This is a genomic window from Bradyrhizobium sp. 956_D2_N1_4 (assembly GCF_052076025.1).
In the GTDB taxonomy this organism is placed as follows: Bacteria; Pseudomonadota; Alphaproteobacteria; order Rhizobiales; family Xanthobacteraceae; genus Bradyrhizobium; species Bradyrhizobium barranii.
On record NZ_CP197237.1, the window covers coordinates 6,890,731 to 6,906,742 of the forward strand.

The following is a 16,012-nucleotide window of genomic DNA, read 5'->3' on the forward strand; positions in this document are numbered from 1 at the left end:
ACAATGCTGAAAATCTGGCGCTTTGTCACCATCCGCGCCAGGAGGCATCGCTGTCATGCGATGTTCATCAACAGCGAGCTTCCGTCGGTCGGCCCGGCTCCAACGTCAGTAGGCGAGCGCCGTGCCGGTCGGCTTGTCGAGTGCCGCGGCCAGCGATCGATACTCCTCACAATCCGTCCCGCAGATGGCAGCGATCCGGCTGAGATGATAGAGCGCCTGCTCGCGGTTACCCCGCTCGAGCTGCCACAACCCGTAATACTGCCACGTCAATACGTGGTTCGGATCTGCCTTCAACGCGCGCTCGTACCAGACCTGCGACTGCTCGTAGTCGCCGAGCTTGCGGTAGGAATAGCCGATGAGGTTGGCGACGTTCGGATGGTCGTCATGGCCGAGCGATTTTAATTCCGCGATCGCGGTCGCATAGTCGTTGCGCTCGTAGATGGTGTCATAAGCCACGCGGTAGCCGGCCGCGAAAGCGGGATCGCCGATACTGGACTGGTTGTTCGGCTTCCTGCCTTTGTGTGTTGCCTTGGTGCCCCAGCGCTTCGGGTAGACTGGCTGCGGCTGCAGCCTCTGATCCGCATAGGCTCCGGCATAGGGATCAGTGGAGCTGATGCCGCCCCCGCCACCACCACCGCCGCCGCCGGCGGCAAAGGCCGGCGAGCTCAACAGTACTGCCGCAAATGTACCGAGCGTGACGAGCCTGATCATCGCTGTAATCATGTCTGCCTCCTGTCCTGTTCAAGCGGCCCCGGACGACGTGATAACCCTGCATCGGCAGCGATATTCCAGGACGCTGCGCTCACAGAGACGTCAGCGTTCGTACGACAGTCACGTTGTCCTTTACTGGAACGCGACCTCGGCGAAGCTTCGCAGCTTTCGCGAATGCAGCCGTTCCGATTCCTGCTGCTTGAGCCGCTCCAGCGCCTTCAGGCCGATCTCGAGATGCTGGCCGACGCGGCGGCGGTAGAATTCGCTGGCCATGCCCGCGAGCTTGATCTCGCCATGCAGCGGCTTGTCGGAGACGCAGAGCAGCGTGCCGTAGGGAACGCGGAAGCGGTAGCCGTTGGCGGCGATCGCGGCCGATTCCATGTCGAGCGCGACCGCGCGCGACTGCGACATGCGGCGGATCACCTCGGGCCCCGAGATCTCCCAGTTGCGGTTGTCGACGCTCGCGACGGTGCCCGTGCGCATCAGGCGCTTCAGCTCGAAACCTTCGAGGCCGGTGACGTCCTCGACCGCCTGTTCGAGCGCGACCTGCATCTCGGCCAGTGCCGGGATCGGCACCCAGAGCGGCAGCTCGCGGTCGAGCACGTGGTCCTCGCGTACATAGCCGTGGGCGAGCACGTAGTCGCCGAGCCGCTGCGTGTTGCGCAGGCCTGCGCAATGGCCGAGCATCAGCCAGGCATGTGGGCGCAGCACTGCGACGTGATCCGTGACGTTGCGCGCGTTCGACGGGCCGGTGCCGATGTTGATCAGGGTGATGCCGCGATAGCCAGGCGCGACCAGATGGAAAGCCGGCATCTGCGGCGCGCGAGCGGGCGCCACCCCGCTCGTTGCGCCGCCGCTGCCCGTGATCACATTGCCGGGCGCGACGAAGGCTTCGAGGCCGGCTTCACCGGACTGCAGCCGCTGCTGGCAGAGCTGCGCGAAGGCATCGACATAGAACTGGTAGTTGGTGAAGATCACGAAATTCTGGAAATGCTCCGGATCGGTGCCGGTGTAGTGATAGAGCCGCCGCAACGAATAATCGACACGGGCGGCGCGAAACAATGACAACGGCTCGGGCGCGCCCGGCTGGAGCTCGAAGGTGCCGTCGGCGATCGAATCGTCCATGGTGGCGAGATCAGGCACGTCGAACGCATCGCGCAGCGATCGCGTCACAAGGGAATTCTCGCTGGTGGTGATGGCGGCTTCGATGTTGATGTCGCGGCGATAGGCAAAGTGGATCGGGATCGGCTCGGCGGATTCGCCGATCTCGACGGGAACGCCGTGGTTCTGGATCAACAGCCCGATCTGCTCGGTGAGATAGGCGCGGAATAGATCCGGCCGCGTAACGCTGGTCTCGTGCACGCCGGGGCCGGCGACGAAGCCGTAGGCGAGACGCGAGTCCAGCCGCGCATACGTCGCGGTGGTGACGCGGACGAAGGGATAATAGGCCCGCACCCGCGTCGTGATCGCCTCGCCGTTGACATAGGCTTCGAACCGGTCGCGCAGGAATTTCGTGTTGCGCTCGTAGATTTCCTCGAGGCGGGCGACGGCGAGGGCGGCGTCGGTGAAGGATTTGGTGGCGATGGAGGGTGGGGATTGCATGGTTCGACCGCCGGGTTGCTGGGCTTGAGTCGAACTATAGCAAAGAAGGCGGTCCCGTAGGGTGGGCAAAGCGGAGCGTGCCCACCATCTTGATCATCGCACGAAGAGCGGTGGGCACGGCGCGCTGCGCCTTTGCCCACCCTACGAAATCGCGTATGTCGCCCGAGATCCCGGATGCGCGCTAAGCGCGCTCCGGGATGACGCGCTTTCGCGCGTCACTTCTCGCGGAATGCCCGCATCAGCTGGTCGTGCAGCGGCTTCATCAGATAGGACAGCATGGTGCGGTCGCCGGTCTGGACGAAGGCTTCCGCCGGCATGCCGGGGATCAGCTTGGAGTCGCCGAGCTTGGCGACCTCTTCCGGGGACATCGACACGCGGATGGTGTAGTAGCTCTGGCCGGTGCGCTGGTCGGTGGTGACGTCGGGCGAAACGCGGCTGACGACGCCGTTGAGCTCGGGCGTGGTGCGCTGGTTGAACGCGGACAGACGCAGCAGCGTCTTCTGGCCGATCTGGAGCTTGTCGATATCGACAGGATTGACCTTGGCCTCGACCTGGAGATCGTCCGCCTGCGGCACGATCAGCATGAGGGCATCGCCGGCGGTGACGACGCCGCCGACGGTATGCACCGTCGATTGCAGCACCATGCCGTCCTGCGGCGCACGGATATCGACGCGGCGGAGCTGGTCTTCGGCGGCGACCTTGCGCTCGATCATTTCACCGATCTTGTCGTTGGTCTCGCGCAGATCCTTGGAGACCTCGCTCACCATGTCCTTGTCGACCTGGATGATCTGGAGCTCGGTCTCGGTGATCTTGCCCTTGGCCTGCGCGCGCGAGGCGATGTATTGCGCACGCTCGCCGTTGAGGCGGGCGCTGTCGCGCTCGAGCGTGGTCAGGCGAGAGATCTGCACCAGGTGCTTCTCGTAGAGATCGCGGACACCGACCAGCTCCTGCTGCACCAGGACGATCTCCCTGTCCTTGGCCTTTTCCTGCGCGGAGAGTCCTTCGATCTCCTCGTTGAGCTGCTGGACACGCTCGCGGAGCTGCGCCTTCTGCCCGGCGCGGCCGTTGACGCGGACGTCGAACAGCTTGGTTTCGGCGGAGAGCAGGTTCTTGACGTCGGGATCGTTGCCGCGATCGAGCAGCGATTGCGGAAACTCGATCTTGTCGACACCGCGCTGCTCGGCCTGGAGCCGCGCCGTGCGCGCCAGCGCGGCGTCGAGATTCTTGGTGACGATGGCGAGGTTCGCCTTGGTGACCGTGTCGTCGAGCCGCACCACGATATCGCCGGCCTTGACCACGTCGCCGTCGCGGGCGCGCAGCTCGCCGACCACGCCGCCGGTCGGATGCTGCACCTTCTTGACGTTGGATTCGACCACGACCTGGCCCGGCGCGATCAGGGCCCCCGAGATCTGCACCGTCGAGGCCCAGCCGCCGAGGCCGACGACGAGGGCCACCACGATGGCGAGCCCGAGCATCAGGTGAAACCTGATGGAATCCCGCACGGTCCTCTTCGCGGCGGGCTTTCCGCCGCCGATAGCCATCGTGCTCATGACTTGGGCACTCCGCCTTCGCTGACGATCTTGATCGGTGCCGGCGGCGTCACGCGCGGCTGGAGCACCTGGGCAAGCACCTGCTCCTTCGGCCCGAACGCCTGCATGCGGCCGTCGCGCAGCACCAGGATCTGGTCGACCGCCTCGACGCCGATCGGGCGATGCGCCACCACGATGACGATGGCGCCGCGCTCGCGCGCGGAGCGAATGGCGCGGGTCAGCGCCTCGTCGCCTTCGGTGTCGAGATTGGAATTTGGCTCGTCGAGCACGATCAGGAACGGGCTGCCGTAGAGCGCGCGCGCCAGCGCCACGCGCTGCGCCTGGCCCGCGGAGAGCGCGGTGCCCTGCTCGCCGACCTGCGTGTTGTAGCCCTCGCGCATCTTGATGATCATCTCGTGCACGCCGGCTTCCTTCGCCGCGGAAATGATGCCGTCAGAGGTGGCCTCGGGATCGAAACGGCTGATGTTCTGCGCGATGGTGCCGCCGAACAATTCGACGTCCTGCGGCAGATAGCCGATGTGGCGGCCGAGCATGTCGGAGGCCCACTGGTCGAGCGCCGCGCCGTCGAGCCGCACCTTGCCACGGACCGGATGCCAGACGCCGACCAGCGCGCGGATCAGCGACGATTTGCCGGAGCCGCTCGGCCCGATCACGCCGAGGCCATTGCCGGCGGTGAGCGCGAAGGTGACGTCCTGCACGATGAGGCGCTGATCGCCCGGCGGCACCATGGCGATGCCCTCGACCGACAGACGACTGGTGGGCGCCTGCAACTGGGTCGGCATCGTCTGCGGCGGCATCTGCTCCAGCAGGCGCGTGAGGCGCTGCCAGCTCTGACGTGCCGCGACAAAGGATTTCCAGTGCGCGATGGCGAGATCGACCGGCGCGAGCGCGCGGGCGGAGAGGATCGAGCCGGCAATGATGATGCCTGCGGTCGCTTCCTGGTGGATGACGAGATAGGCACCGACCGCGAGCACGGCCGATTGCAGCATCATGCGCAGCACTTTTGCGACCGCGCCGAGACCGCCGGCGACGTCGCTCGCACGCTGATTGCCGTCGAGGTATTTTTCGTTGGCTTCGCCCCAGCGCTGGTTCATCCGGCCGGTCATGCCCATCGAGACCATGACTTCGGCGTTGCGCCGGCTGGAGGCGGCGAGATCGTTGCGCTGGGCGGCGAGGCCCATCGCGTCCTTCGCCGGCTGGCGGGACATGAATTCGGTGACCAGCGTCAGCCCGACCAGGATGATGGCGCCGACCAGAGCGGTGAGGCCGATCATGACGTGGAAGGCGAAGCAGATGGCCAGGTACAGCGGCAGCCAGGGCAGGTCGAAGAACGCGCTCGGGCCCATGCCGCCGAGGAAGGAGCGGACATTGTCGAGGTCGCGCAGCGGCTGCAGGCCCTCGTTGCGGCTGCCGACCAGGAGCGGCAGGCGCACGACGGTGTCGAACACGCGTTTGTTGAGGGCTTCATCGAGCGCCGTACCGATCCGCCCCAGGATCCGGTTTCGGATCATGTCGAGCATGCCCTGCGCCATATAGAGGAAGCTGGCGATGATGATCAGGCCGACGAGAGTCGGAACGCTGCGGCTCGGCAGAACCCGGTCGTAGACCTCCAGCATGAAGATCGACCCGGTCAGATAGAGCAGGTTGATCATGCAGCTCATCAAGCCGACGCCGACGAACGCCGTGCGACAAGCACGCAGGGCGTCACCGAGCTCTGAACGGCGGACGCCAGGTACGGCTGCCATCAGTCTGATCTCTTTCGGGTAAGGGGCGACGCCCCTGATTTCCTAGGTCGTTCAGGGGTACGCGACCTGGATTAACATCGTATTCCCCCGCGACGAACGCGGTCGAATTAATCCAGGTCCCTGATAGGCCACCTCTACCCCTGACGGCCTCGCACGCAAGTCCGGTATTTCACAGTCTTTGCGGCTTTTTATAGCAGACATCGCGGCCTCTCCCCAGCGGGGGAGAGGCGAAAGTTCTGGCTCACCGAGCCAATGTGACGCTAGAGCCGGCCGCCGCCGCGCACCAGCCGCACCACCAGGAGCAGGATGATGGCGCCGATGGCGGAATAGATGATCTCGGACACGAGCCCGGTGCCGAGATGGATGCCGAGCTTCGGGAACAGGAAGCTTGCGACAAACGCGCCGGCGATGCCGATCACGATGTCGCCAATGATGCCGAACCCGCTGCCGCGCACCACCTTGCCGGCGAGCCAGCCGGCGACGAGGCCGACGAACAGGATGACGATGAGGCCTTGGCCAGAAATGTACATAAGTTGAAGTCCCTCTCCATGAACGGGGGCATGGAACCGGAACCGGGATGAATGGGGTCTGAATGGTCGGTTCGGATAAAAATGTCGAAAACAACCCCATGCACAGTAGGAGTACAGTTGGCCGGCGGTGCGAGGTGAACTGTGACAAGTCGGTGTTGTCGTAGAGGGATTCTGAAGAAGCGCGCGGGGTCTCCACCTCTCCCCGCCTGCGGGGAGAGGTCGGATCGCCCTTGCGATCCGGGTCAGGGGGTATACAGGTCCCTCGACAATCTCATCCGCGGAAAGAGGCCCCTCACCGCAGCCCTCTCCCCGCAAGAGCGGGGCGAGGGAGCCCACCGGTTACGTCGCTCCCACCGGCTCCGCCAACACGCACCTAGCCGCCCTACCCGGCCCTACCTCCACATTCGCAGGCAGTTGCTCCAAGCATCGCGGCTGGGCGACCGTGCAGCGGGGGGCGAAGGAGCAGTTGTTCGGCTTTTCGGCCAGCGAGGGCGGGGTGCCGGGGATGGTCTCCAGCCGCGCGCCGCGCTTGGCGCCGTGGATGGTGGAGGCGAGCAAGCCCTTGGCGTAGGGGTGCACCGGCGTGCGGACGATGTCGCGGAGCGTCCCCTGCTCCACGATCTGGCCAGCATACATCACCGCGACACGGTCGCAGATCTCGATCGCAACACCAATGTCGTGGGTGACGAAGATGACGGACATGCCGAACTCGCGCTGAAGCTCGCGCAGCAACAGCAGGATCTGGATCTGCACGGTGGCATCGAGCGCGGTGGTCGGCTCATCCGCGAGCAAGATCTTGGGACGGCAGGCCAGCGCCAGCGCGATCATCGCGCGCTGGCGCATGCCGCCGGACATCTCGTGCGGATAGGCATCCAGCCGCCGCCTGGCCGAGGGAATGCGCACGACCTCGAGCATTTCGAGCGCCCTCGCCCGCCCTTCCGCATAGCTCTTGCCTTCGTGACGCACGACGCTTTCGGCGATCTGCGCGCCGATGGTGTAGACCGGATCGAGCGCGAGCGCGGGCTCCTGGAAGATCATCGACACGGTCTGGCCGCGGAACGACGACAGCTCCTCGTCGTTCATGGCGAGCACGTCGCGGCCCATCACGTTGACCTTGCCCGAAATCTGCGTGCGCTTCTTCGGCAGCAGCCGCATCAGCGCGCGCAGGGTCACACTCTTGCCGGAACCGGACTCGCCGAGCAGGCCTAGCACCTCGCCGTCACCGAGCGAGAGACTGAGATCGTTCACGGCATAGACCGTGCGCTCCCCGGTGAAGCGGATGTTGAGGCCTGAGATGTCGACGAGCTTTGTCATGACGGCAGTTTGGGTACCCGGTCGTGGTAGTCGGTGACGCGCTGGAAGGCGGCGCCGATGGTGAGCAAGGTCGCTTCATCGAAGGAGCGGCCGATCAGCTGCATGCCAACCGGCAGGCCGCTTTTGGTGAAGCCGGAGGGAATGGTGAGCGACGGCAGGCCGAGAAAATTCACCGGGCGGGTGAACAGTGTCAGCCGCTGCACCATGGCCGGCGCGTTCGGGCCGCCGCCGACGTCGCTCTCCTCGATCGTCGGTGCCGGCACCGGCGATGCCGGCGCGATGATCGCGTCAACACCAGCGGTGGCCGCATTGTGGGCGGCGAGCGCCGGACCGCGCCAACGCATGGCCTCCAGATAAGTGATGGCGGGAACGGCGAGACCGTTCTGAAGCCGCATCAGGACCTGCGGGCCGTAGTCCTGCGGACGCTCGATCATCCAGCGCTTGTGGAAGGCGGCCGCTTCGGCCGCGAGCACGAGCTGGCTTGCCGCAGACAATTGCCGCTGGTCCGGCAGCTCGACTGTGACGATGTCGGCGCCCTCGCGCTTGAGCACCGCGATGGTCTCGTCCAGCACGCGCGCGACCTCGCCGTCGAGATCGTCGACATAGAAGGACGCGGGCACGCCGATTTTGAGGCCCTTGAGCGAGCCCTTGGTAGCGCCGACATAGTCGGACAGCGGCTCGTGGCTGCAGGTCGAATCCGCGGGATCGGGACCGGCCATCAGCGCCAGCAGCAGCGCGCAATCTTCCGCGGTGCGGGCGAGCGGACCGACGGTGTCGAGCGATTGCGACAGCGGCATCGCGCCGGCGCGGCTGACGCGGCCGACGGTGGTCTTGAGGCCCGTGACGCCGCAGAAATGCGCGGGCATGCGGATCGAACCGCCGGTGTCGGAGCCGAGCGCCGCGAACGTCAGGCGCGCCGCGACCGACGAGCCGGAGCCGGACGAGGAGCCGCCGGTGATGTGCGCGACGTTCCAGGGATTGCGCACCGGACCGTAATGCGCGTTGTGGCCGGTCGGGCCATAGGCGAATTCGGCCAGATGCAGCGTGCCGAGGCGGACCTGCCCGGCATCCTTCAGCCGCTGCAAGGCCGTCGACGTGACGGTCGGTACGAAATCGCGGCGGATCAGCGAACCGCAGGTCGAGACGTGGCCTGCGTCGTAGTACATGTCCTTGTGCGCGAGCGGCACGCCGTGCAGCGGACCGCGGACATTGCCCTTGGCGAGTTCGGCATCGGCGGCCGCGGCAGCCTTCAACGCGGATTCGGCTTCAACCGACATGAAAGCGTTCAGATGCGGCTGCCACTGCGCGATGCGGTGCAGCAGCGCGCACGTCACCTCATGCGAGGACACCTGCTTCATCGCGATCGCGCGCGCGACCTCGGTGAGCGTCATCAATGCAGGCTCACGGCTCATTTCGACACCTTCTGCGTCTGCGCGATCGGATAGAGCGCGGGCTCGAGATCGAATGGCAGCGTGCCGGCGATGGCCGCAAAGCCTTCGAAGGCCGGCCCGATGGAATTGGAGATACGCGTTGCGATCTCGTCATCGACAGGAACGCCCGCGACTTGCGCGATCGGCTTGATCTCTTTCGGTGTCGGTCTTGTCATGCTGTTTCCTCTGCGGGCGCGCGGCTATGGCCTGATCCGGGTATCGCCATGTAGCACGCGGCTTCGTGGCCCATTGTATCGAGCGCGGTCAGCTTTGGTGCTGCATTTGCGCAGAGCGGCTCCGCAAACGCGCAGCGGGTGTGGAAGCGGCAACCCGGGGGCGGATCGATCGGATTGGGCGGATCGCCGGTGATCGGCGGCTTCTCGGTGCGACGATCCGGGTCCGATGACGGCATCGCGGCAAGCAGCGCGCGCGTGTAGGGATGCGCAGGATTGTCCCAGACCTGGTCGACCGGGCCGAGCTCGACGACCTCGCCGAGATACATCACCAGCACGCGGTCCGAGATGTAGCGGACCACGTTGAGGTCGTGGCTGATGAAGAGATAGGTCAGGCCGAACTCGCGCTTGAGGTCGGCGAGCAAATTGAGCACCTGCGCCTCGACGGACTTGTCGAGCGCCGAAACGGCTTCGTCCAAAATCACCAGTCGTGGCGACAGCGCCAGCGCACGCGCGATGTTGACGCGCTGGCGCTGGCCGCCGGAGATCTCGTGCGGATAGCGGTTGGCGAAGTTTTCCGGCCGCAAGCCCACCTTGCCGAGCAGCTCGCGCGCGAGCGCACGGGCCGTTCCATCGGCCATGCCGTGCACCTTCGGGCCGAACGCGATCGATTCCTCGATCGTCAGGCGCGGATTGAGCGAGGCATAGGAATCCTGGAACACCATCTGCATGCCGCGGCGCAGCTCGCGCAACGACAGCGCCTGCCCGACTGCCATGCCGTCATAGATGATGTCGCCGGTATCGCGCGGCATCAGATGCATCAGCAGCCGCGCGGTGGTCGACTTGCCGCAGCCGGATTCGCCGACGATGCCGACCGTCTCCCCCTTCGCGACCGAGAAGGAGACATTGTCCACCGCGCGCACGGTGCGTTTCGCGGCGAACAGCCCGCCGCGCACGGGGAAATGCTTGGTCAGGCCGTTGACCTGGAGCAGCGGCTGCGCGACGCCGCCAACGTCCTCGACCGGCTCCAGCATTTCAACGGATGTGTTGCTCTCGCTCATGGCCTAGTTCCTGATGTCCATGGCGCTGCGCAGGCCGTCCGAGAGCAGGTTGAAGCAGATCGAGACCGCGAAGATCATCGCGCCCGGCAATGCCGCGACCCAGGGATTGACGTAGATCGCGGTGCGGAGCGTGTTCAGCATCAGTCCCCATTCCGGCTCCGGCGGTTTGGTGCCGAGGCCAAGGAAGGAGAGACCAGCGGCCAGGATCATCGAGACCGAAATGAGACTGGTCGCATAAACGAAGATCGCACCCAAGACGTTGCCGAGGATGTGCACGCGCATGATGGTGAAGGGCCCCGCGCCGGAGGCACGCGCCGCTTCGACGAAGTCCATGTTGCGCACGCCGGTGGTGACGCTCTCGGCAACGCGGGTGATCTGCGGCACGAACACGACGGTCAGCGACACGATGGAGTTGAGGATACCGGCGCCGAGCGCGCCGGAGATCGCGATGGCGAGCAGCACGGAGGGAAAGGCGTAGAAGACGTCGATCGTGCGCATGATCGCGGTGTTGAGCTTGCCGCCGACATAGCCAGCGACGAGGCCGAGCGACGTGCCGATGCAGAAGGCGAGGATCACGGGCAGGATGCCGATAACGAGTGACAGCCGCCCGCCATAGATCAACCGCGCCAGCATGTCGCGGCCGAGCTCGTCGGTGCCGAGCGGGTAGCCAACCGTGCCTATGTGGCGAAGACGGCGGATCATCGAGCCCTTGTAGGGATCTTCGAGGCCGAGCCATGGCGCGAGCACCGCGGACAGGAAGATCAGCAGCAGCACCAGTGCGCAGGCCATGCTGACCTTGTCGCGGGCGATGCGGCGGCCGACGGTCGCCCAATAGCCGCGCGCCTTGGTGGCGGGCGCGGCCTGGAGCGCGGCGTCGGCGGTGGCGGACAACGGAAGCTCGCTCATCGCCTAGCCCCGCTTGATGCGCGGGTCGATCGCGGCCTGCGCGATGTCGACCAGCAGATTGAGGAAGACGAAGAACAGCGCCAGGATCAGGATCGTGCCCTGCAGCAGCGGCAGGTCGCGCTGGAAAATTGCCGAGTTGAGCAGGAAGCCCGAGCCCGGCCAGGAGAACACGGTCTCGATCAGGATCGAGCCACCGAGCATGTAGCCGAGTTGAAGCCCCATCACCGCGAGCGCGGTGGGCGCGGCATTCTTGATGACGTGGCGGAACACGCCGGTTTCGTGCAGGCCTTTTGCACGCAGCGCCTCGACGAAATCCTGCGAGAGGATGTCGCCGGTCAGCGCGCGCACGGTGCGGGTGACGATGCCCATCGGGATCACCGATGTCGTGATCGCCGGCAGCACCAGGTATTTCAGATGCGCCCAGTCCCAGGCCCAGGAGTTGGAGCCATTCGGCCCGGCGCCGACCGCGGGCAGCCAGTTCAGCTGGACCGAGAAGATGATGACGAGCACCATGCCCAGCCAGTAATGCGGCACCGAGACGCCGGCGATGGCGAAGGAGGTCGCGACTTTGTCGATCCAGGTCTCGCGGAAATAGCCGGCGATCAGGCCGAGCAGGATGCCCATCGTGAAGCCGATGATGGCGGCCGCAATCGCGAGCGTGACGGTGTTGCTGACCGCGCGCATGACCTCGGCGAGCACCGGGCGCCCCGTCGCGATGGAATTGCCGAGATCGCCGTGAAGGGCGCGCAGCAGCCACAGGCCGAACTGCACCGGCAGCGGACGGTCGAAACCATAAGCGGCGCGGAGCTGCGCCGCGAGCTCCTGCGAGGCGTCGGCCGGCAACACGGCAACCAGCGGATCGCCCGGCGTGATGTGCACGAGCAGGAAGCACACCAGCGCCACGCTGATGACGATCGGAATGACATAGACGATGCGGCGAGCGATATAGGCGAGCACTGGTCTTCTTTCTTCCTTCTCCCCTTGTGGGAGAAGGTGGCATAGGCCGCCTTCGGCGGCCGTTTCTAAGTACGACGCCGAAGCGAAGCTTCGGCTACGGCGCCGGATGAGGGGTATCTATCCGCAGATACAGCGTTATCGAATGAGAGAGAGGGTCGCTCGCGGAGAGAGACCCCTCACCCGGCTTCGCTGCCGCGAAGCCACCCTCTCCCACAAGGGGGAGAGGGTGCACTGAGCGTGTGGCGCGAACTACTGCATCGACACCAGCGAGAAGTCGATGAACCAGCTCTTCGGCTGCACGACGCCGGTCACCTTCGGGCTGATGGCGCGGGGGCCGACGTCGTGGGCGACGTAGAGGAAGGCGGCATCGTCGACGGAGGCCGCGTGCAGCTCGGCGAGCGCAGCGTCGCGTGCGGCTGGATCAAACGTCTGCCGTGCCTTCTTCACCAGCTCGTCGAACTTGGGCTCGTGGATGAAGCCCCAATTGTTCGAGACCGGCGGCGCCATGCCCGACTGGAGGAAGCGCACCAGCGCGAAGAACGGGTCCATCGCCGCATAGGTGACGTTGGTCGCGTTCGAGCCGTTGGCGCTGGGATCCTTGGCGCCGCGGCGCCAGTTGGTGAACAGCGTGTTCCACTCGATGACGTCAAGCTTCACATCGAAATAGCACTCGGCGAGCGCTTGCTGGAGATATTCGTTCATCGGCAGCGGCTGCATCTGACCGGAGCCGGAGGCCGAGGTCTGGATCTTCACCGTCAGCTTCTTTGACGGACCGAAGCCGGCCTCCTGCATCAGCTTTTGCGCAGCGGCCTTGTCATACTTGATCTCGAAGCTCGGCTTGCCGCGCCAGGGATGGCCGGGCTCGAAGGTGCCGGTCGCCGGCACCATCAGGCCCGCGAGCAGGCCGTCCTTGAGACCCTCGCGATCGACGCAGAGATTGGCGGCCTTGCGGACCCGGATGTCGTTCCAGGGCGAGCCCTCGACGCGCGAGAACTGCCACGGCCAGACATGCGGCTGCTCGTTGGCGTAGAGCTTGAAACCGCGCTGCTTGAGCTCGGGCAACGCGTCGGGCGCCGGCGCCTCGACCCAATCGACCTGCCCCGAGAGCAGCGCCGCGGTGCGCGCGTTTGCTTCCGGCATCGGCAGGAGCACCATCTTGTCGACCTTGGGCACGCGCGCCTTGTCCCAATAGGCCGCATTCTTCACCAGCTCGAGCCGCTCGCGCGGGGTGAAGCTCGTCATCTTCCACGGGCCGGTGCCCGCGGCGTCCTTGGCGAACGCAGTCCACGCAGCCTGCGACTTCGCCTTGGCGTCGGCGCCTTCCGCCTTGTCGTAGAAATGCTGCCACTTCGCCGGGCTCGCCATGAACAGGTTGGTGAGGTTGATCGGCAGGAAGCTGTCGGGCTCCTTGGTGGTGAGCTCGACCGTCATGTCGTCGATCTTCTTCGCGGAGGCCAGCGTCGGCATGCGTGACGCGGTGACGCCGACCTGGCTGGCGTCGAACTGCGGTGCATCCTGCTTCAGCACCTTCTCGACGTTCCACACCACGGCATCGGCATTGAACGGCGAGCCGTCATGGAAGGTGACGCCGGGGCGCAGCTTGAAGATCCACTTGGTCTTGTCGGCATCGTCGACCTTCCACTCGGTCGCAAGGCCCGGGATTACCACGCTCGCCTTGTCGGCCGAGGACAGGTCCCAGCCCGTGAGCGCGTCGTACATGGTGAGGCCGGTGAAGCGGTTGCCTTCAAAACCCTGATCGGGCTGGCCCAATGTGCGCGGAATATCGGCAGCGGTCATGCCGATGCGCAGCACGGTTTCGGCGCTTGCCACGCGCGGCCACACGGCCGCAGTCGTCAGAGCCAGCGCAGCAATCAGCGCCGCGCGGGTGGTTGTCTTCATAAGCATCGTTTCAGTCCTCTTCCGGCTTTCAATGACTAATTTTGATGCAAACGTATGCAATGGCTATGCCAATGGGGAAACTTTTTCTGCAAATTGCCCCTGCGACGACAAGTCTGTGTGATCACGTGTCGGCAAAGACACCGTCCTGCCTATTCTGGCATCAAGATTGCAAGTTTGGCCTTGAAATCTCCTGGGAGCCTTGGGCCATGCGTATCCGACTATCGACCTGCCTCGCCGTGCTTGCGCTGGCGTTATCCGCGATCACGGCGCGCGCCGAAACGGTGGTGCGCTACGGCATCTCGATGGCGGACATCCCGCTGACGACGGGCCAGCCCGATCGGGGCGCCGGCGCCTATCAGTTCACGGCGTACACCATCTACGATCCGCTGGTCGCCTGGGAGATGGACGTCGCCGACCGCCCCGGCAAGCTGGTGCCCGGGCTCGCCACCGAATGGAAGGTGGATGACACCGACAAGACCAAATGGCGCTTCACGCTGCGCAACGGCGTGAAGTTTCACGACGGCAGCGAGTTCAACGCCGATGCAGTGATCTGGAATCTGGACAAGGTGCTCAATGACAAGGCGCCGCAATTCGACAAGCGGCAGAGCGCGCAGGTGAAGACCCGCCTGCCTTCGGTCGCGAGCTACGCCAAGATCGACGATTTCACGGTGGAGATCACGACCAAGACGGTCGATTCCTTCTTTCCCTATCAGATGCTGTGGTTCCTGGTCTCGAGCCCGGCGCAGTACGAGAAGCTCGGCAAGGATTGGGACAAGTTCGCGAGCCAGCCCTCGGGCACCGGTCCGTTCAAATTGACCAAGCTCGTGCCGCGCGAGCTCGCCGAACTCACGAAGAATCCGGATTACTGGAACAAGAAGCGCATTCCGAAGGCCGACAAGATCGTGCTGGTGCCGATGCCGGAAGCGCTGACGCGCACCAATGCGCTGCTCGCAGGGCAAGTGGACCTGATCGAGACGCCGGCGCCGGACGCCGTGCCGCAGCTGAAAGCCGCCGGCATGAAGATCGTCGACAACGTCACGCCGCATGTCTGGAACTATCACCTCAGCGTGCTGCCGGGCTCGCCCTGGACCGACATCCGCCTGCGCAAGGCGCTGAACCTCGCGATCAATCGTGACGAAGTCGTCGGCCTGATGAATGGCCTCGCAAAACCGGCCAAGGGCCAGGTCGACCCGTCGAGCCCGTGGTTCGGCAAACCGAGCTTCGAGCTGAAATATGATCTGGCTGCGGCCAAGAAGCTGGTCGAAGAGGCCGGCTACTCCAAGGCAAAGCCGCTGAAGGCCACCTTCATCATCGCGCAGGGCGGCACCGGCCAGATGCTGTCGCTGCCGATGAACGAATTCCTGCAGCAGAGTTTCAAGGAGATCGGCATCGACATCGACTTCAAGGTGGTCGAGCTCGAGACATTATATACGCATTGGCGCAAGGGCGCGGCCGACGAGATGAACGCCGGCATCACCGCCAACAACATCGCCTATGTCACCTCCGACCCGCTCTACGCGATCGTCCGCTTCTTCGCCTCCGACCAGATCGCGCCGGTCGGCGTCAACTGGGGCGGCTACAAGAACCCGAAGGTTGACGCGCTGATCAGCGAGGCCAAGCAGACGTTCGACACCGCCAAGCAGGACGATCTGATCGCCCAGGCGCACGCGCTGATCGTCGACGACGCCGTGCTGGTCTGGGTCGTCCACGACACCAACCCGCACGCGCTGTCGCCGAAGATCAAGCAATTCGTGCAGGCGCAGCACTGGTTCCAGGATCTGACGACGATCGGGACGGAGTGAGGGGGCGGCAAACGCAGATGCCGTAGGGTGGGCAAAGCGGAAGCGTGCCCACCACTTCTACACGCGGAGTAAGATGGTGGGCACCGCGCTTGCGCGCCTTTGCCCACCCTACGGGAGTTGATGCTGGTGGCGAAGAGGAGACGGACGCTCGCGCGCCAAACACTGCTGTCGTCCCGGGGCGCGACGTAGTCGCGAGCCCGGGACCCATAACCACAGGGAGTGGTTTGGCGAAGACTCGGAGTTGCCGGCTCGCGCGATAAACATCTCCCTGGGGGTATGGGTCCCCGCGTACGCGGGGACGACACTTTCAGTGCGGCACCAGCGATGCCCCA

13 protein-coding genes are annotated in these 16,012 nt (G+C 65.1%); 1 reads left to right on the plus strand and 12 read right to left on the minus strand.

Annotated features, from left to right (window positions below):
- Window positions 1-105 precede the first annotated feature (105 nt).
- The 12 genes from AB7535_RS32640 to AB7535_RS32695 form a co-directional block, all read right to left on the minus strand.
- Window positions 106-723 (minus strand): tetratricopeptide repeat protein, encoded by a 618-nt coding sequence (locus AB7535_RS32640; protein WP_439037457.1) that lies wholly within the window; start codon window positions 721-723, stop codon window positions 106-108.
- Window positions 724-843: 120 nt separating this feature from the next.
- On the minus strand, window positions 844-2,313 hold the full coding sequence (locus AB7535_RS32645; RefSeq protein ID WP_208089042.1) for an AMP nucleosidase: 1,470 nt from the start codon (window positions 2,311-2,313) through the stop codon (window positions 844-846).
- Window positions 2,314-2,528: 215 nt separating this feature from the next.
- Window positions 2,529-3,863: an HlyD family type I secretion periplasmic adaptor subunit gene (locus tag AB7535_RS32650; protein ID WP_354113433.1), complete on the minus strand. Its 1,335-nt coding sequence runs from the start codon at window positions 3,861-3,863 to the stop codon at window positions 2,529-2,531.
- A complete protein-coding gene (locus AB7535_RS32655) occupies window positions 3,860-5,608 on the minus strand; it encodes a type I secretion system permease/ATPase (protein WP_354113432.1) in 1,749 nt (582 codons plus the stop codon). Before AB7535_RS32655 ends, AB7535_RS32650 begins: the two co-directional genes overlap by 4 nt.
- 260 nt (window positions 5,609-5,868) lie before the next feature.
- On the minus strand, window positions 5,869-6,138 hold the full coding sequence (locus tag AB7535_RS32660) for a GlsB/YeaQ/YmgE family stress response membrane protein (RefSeq protein WP_063980822.1): 270 nt from the start codon (window positions 6,136-6,138) through the stop codon (window positions 5,869-5,871).
- A gap of 339 nt (window positions 6,139-6,477) precedes the next feature.
- Window positions 6,478-7,452, minus strand: a complete 975-nt coding sequence (locus tag AB7535_RS32665) for an ABC transporter ATP-binding protein (RefSeq protein WP_354113431.1) — start codon at window positions 7,450-7,452, stop codon at window positions 6,478-6,480.
- Window positions 7,449-8,864 (minus strand): amidase, encoded by a 1,416-nt coding sequence (locus tag AB7535_RS32670; RefSeq protein WP_354113430.1) that lies wholly within the window; start codon window positions 8,862-8,864, stop codon window positions 7,449-7,451. The genes AB7535_RS32665 and AB7535_RS32670 overlap by 4 nt, the downstream gene beginning before the upstream one ends.
- Window positions 8,861-9,058 (minus strand): hypothetical protein, encoded by a 198-nt coding sequence (locus AB7535_RS32675; RefSeq protein WP_071916846.1) that lies wholly within the window; start codon window positions 9,056-9,058, stop codon window positions 8,861-8,863. Before AB7535_RS32675 ends, AB7535_RS32670 begins: the two co-directional genes overlap by 4 nt.
- Entirely contained in the window at window positions 9,055-10,116 is a 1,062-nt protein-coding gene (locus AB7535_RS32680; RefSeq protein WP_354113429.1) for an ABC transporter ATP-binding protein, read from the minus strand. Before AB7535_RS32680 ends, AB7535_RS32675 begins: the two co-directional genes overlap by 4 nt.
- Before the next feature lie 3 nt (window positions 10,117-10,119).
- Window positions 10,120-11,022 carry an ABC transporter permease gene (locus tag AB7535_RS32685; protein ID WP_028157231.1) on the minus strand — a complete coding sequence of 301 codons (903 nt, stop codon included), beginning with the start codon at window positions 11,020-11,022 and terminating at the stop codon, window positions 10,120-10,122.
- Between the two features lie 3 nt (window positions 11,023-11,025).
- The gene (locus AB7535_RS32690; protein ID WP_014498430.1) at window positions 11,026-11,979 is read right to left on the minus strand and encodes an ABC transporter permease; all 954 of its coding nucleotides are present in this window, start codon (window positions 11,977-11,979) and stop codon (window positions 11,026-11,028) included.
- A 249-nt stretch (window positions 11,980-12,228) separates the two neighbouring features.
- Window positions 12,229-13,884 (minus strand): ABC transporter substrate-binding protein, encoded by a 1,656-nt coding sequence (locus tag AB7535_RS32695; RefSeq protein ID WP_354113428.1) that lies wholly within the window; start codon window positions 13,882-13,884, stop codon window positions 12,229-12,231.
- 200 nt (window positions 13,885-14,084) lie between these two features.
- Here AB7535_RS32695 and AB7535_RS32700 point away from each other — a divergent pair, with 200 nt between their 5' ends.
- On the plus strand, window positions 14,085-15,680 hold the full coding sequence (locus tag AB7535_RS32700) for an ABC transporter substrate-binding protein (protein WP_354113427.1): 1,596 nt from the start codon (window positions 14,085-14,087) through the stop codon (window positions 15,678-15,680).
- Window positions 15,681-16,012: the final 332 nt, after the last annotated feature.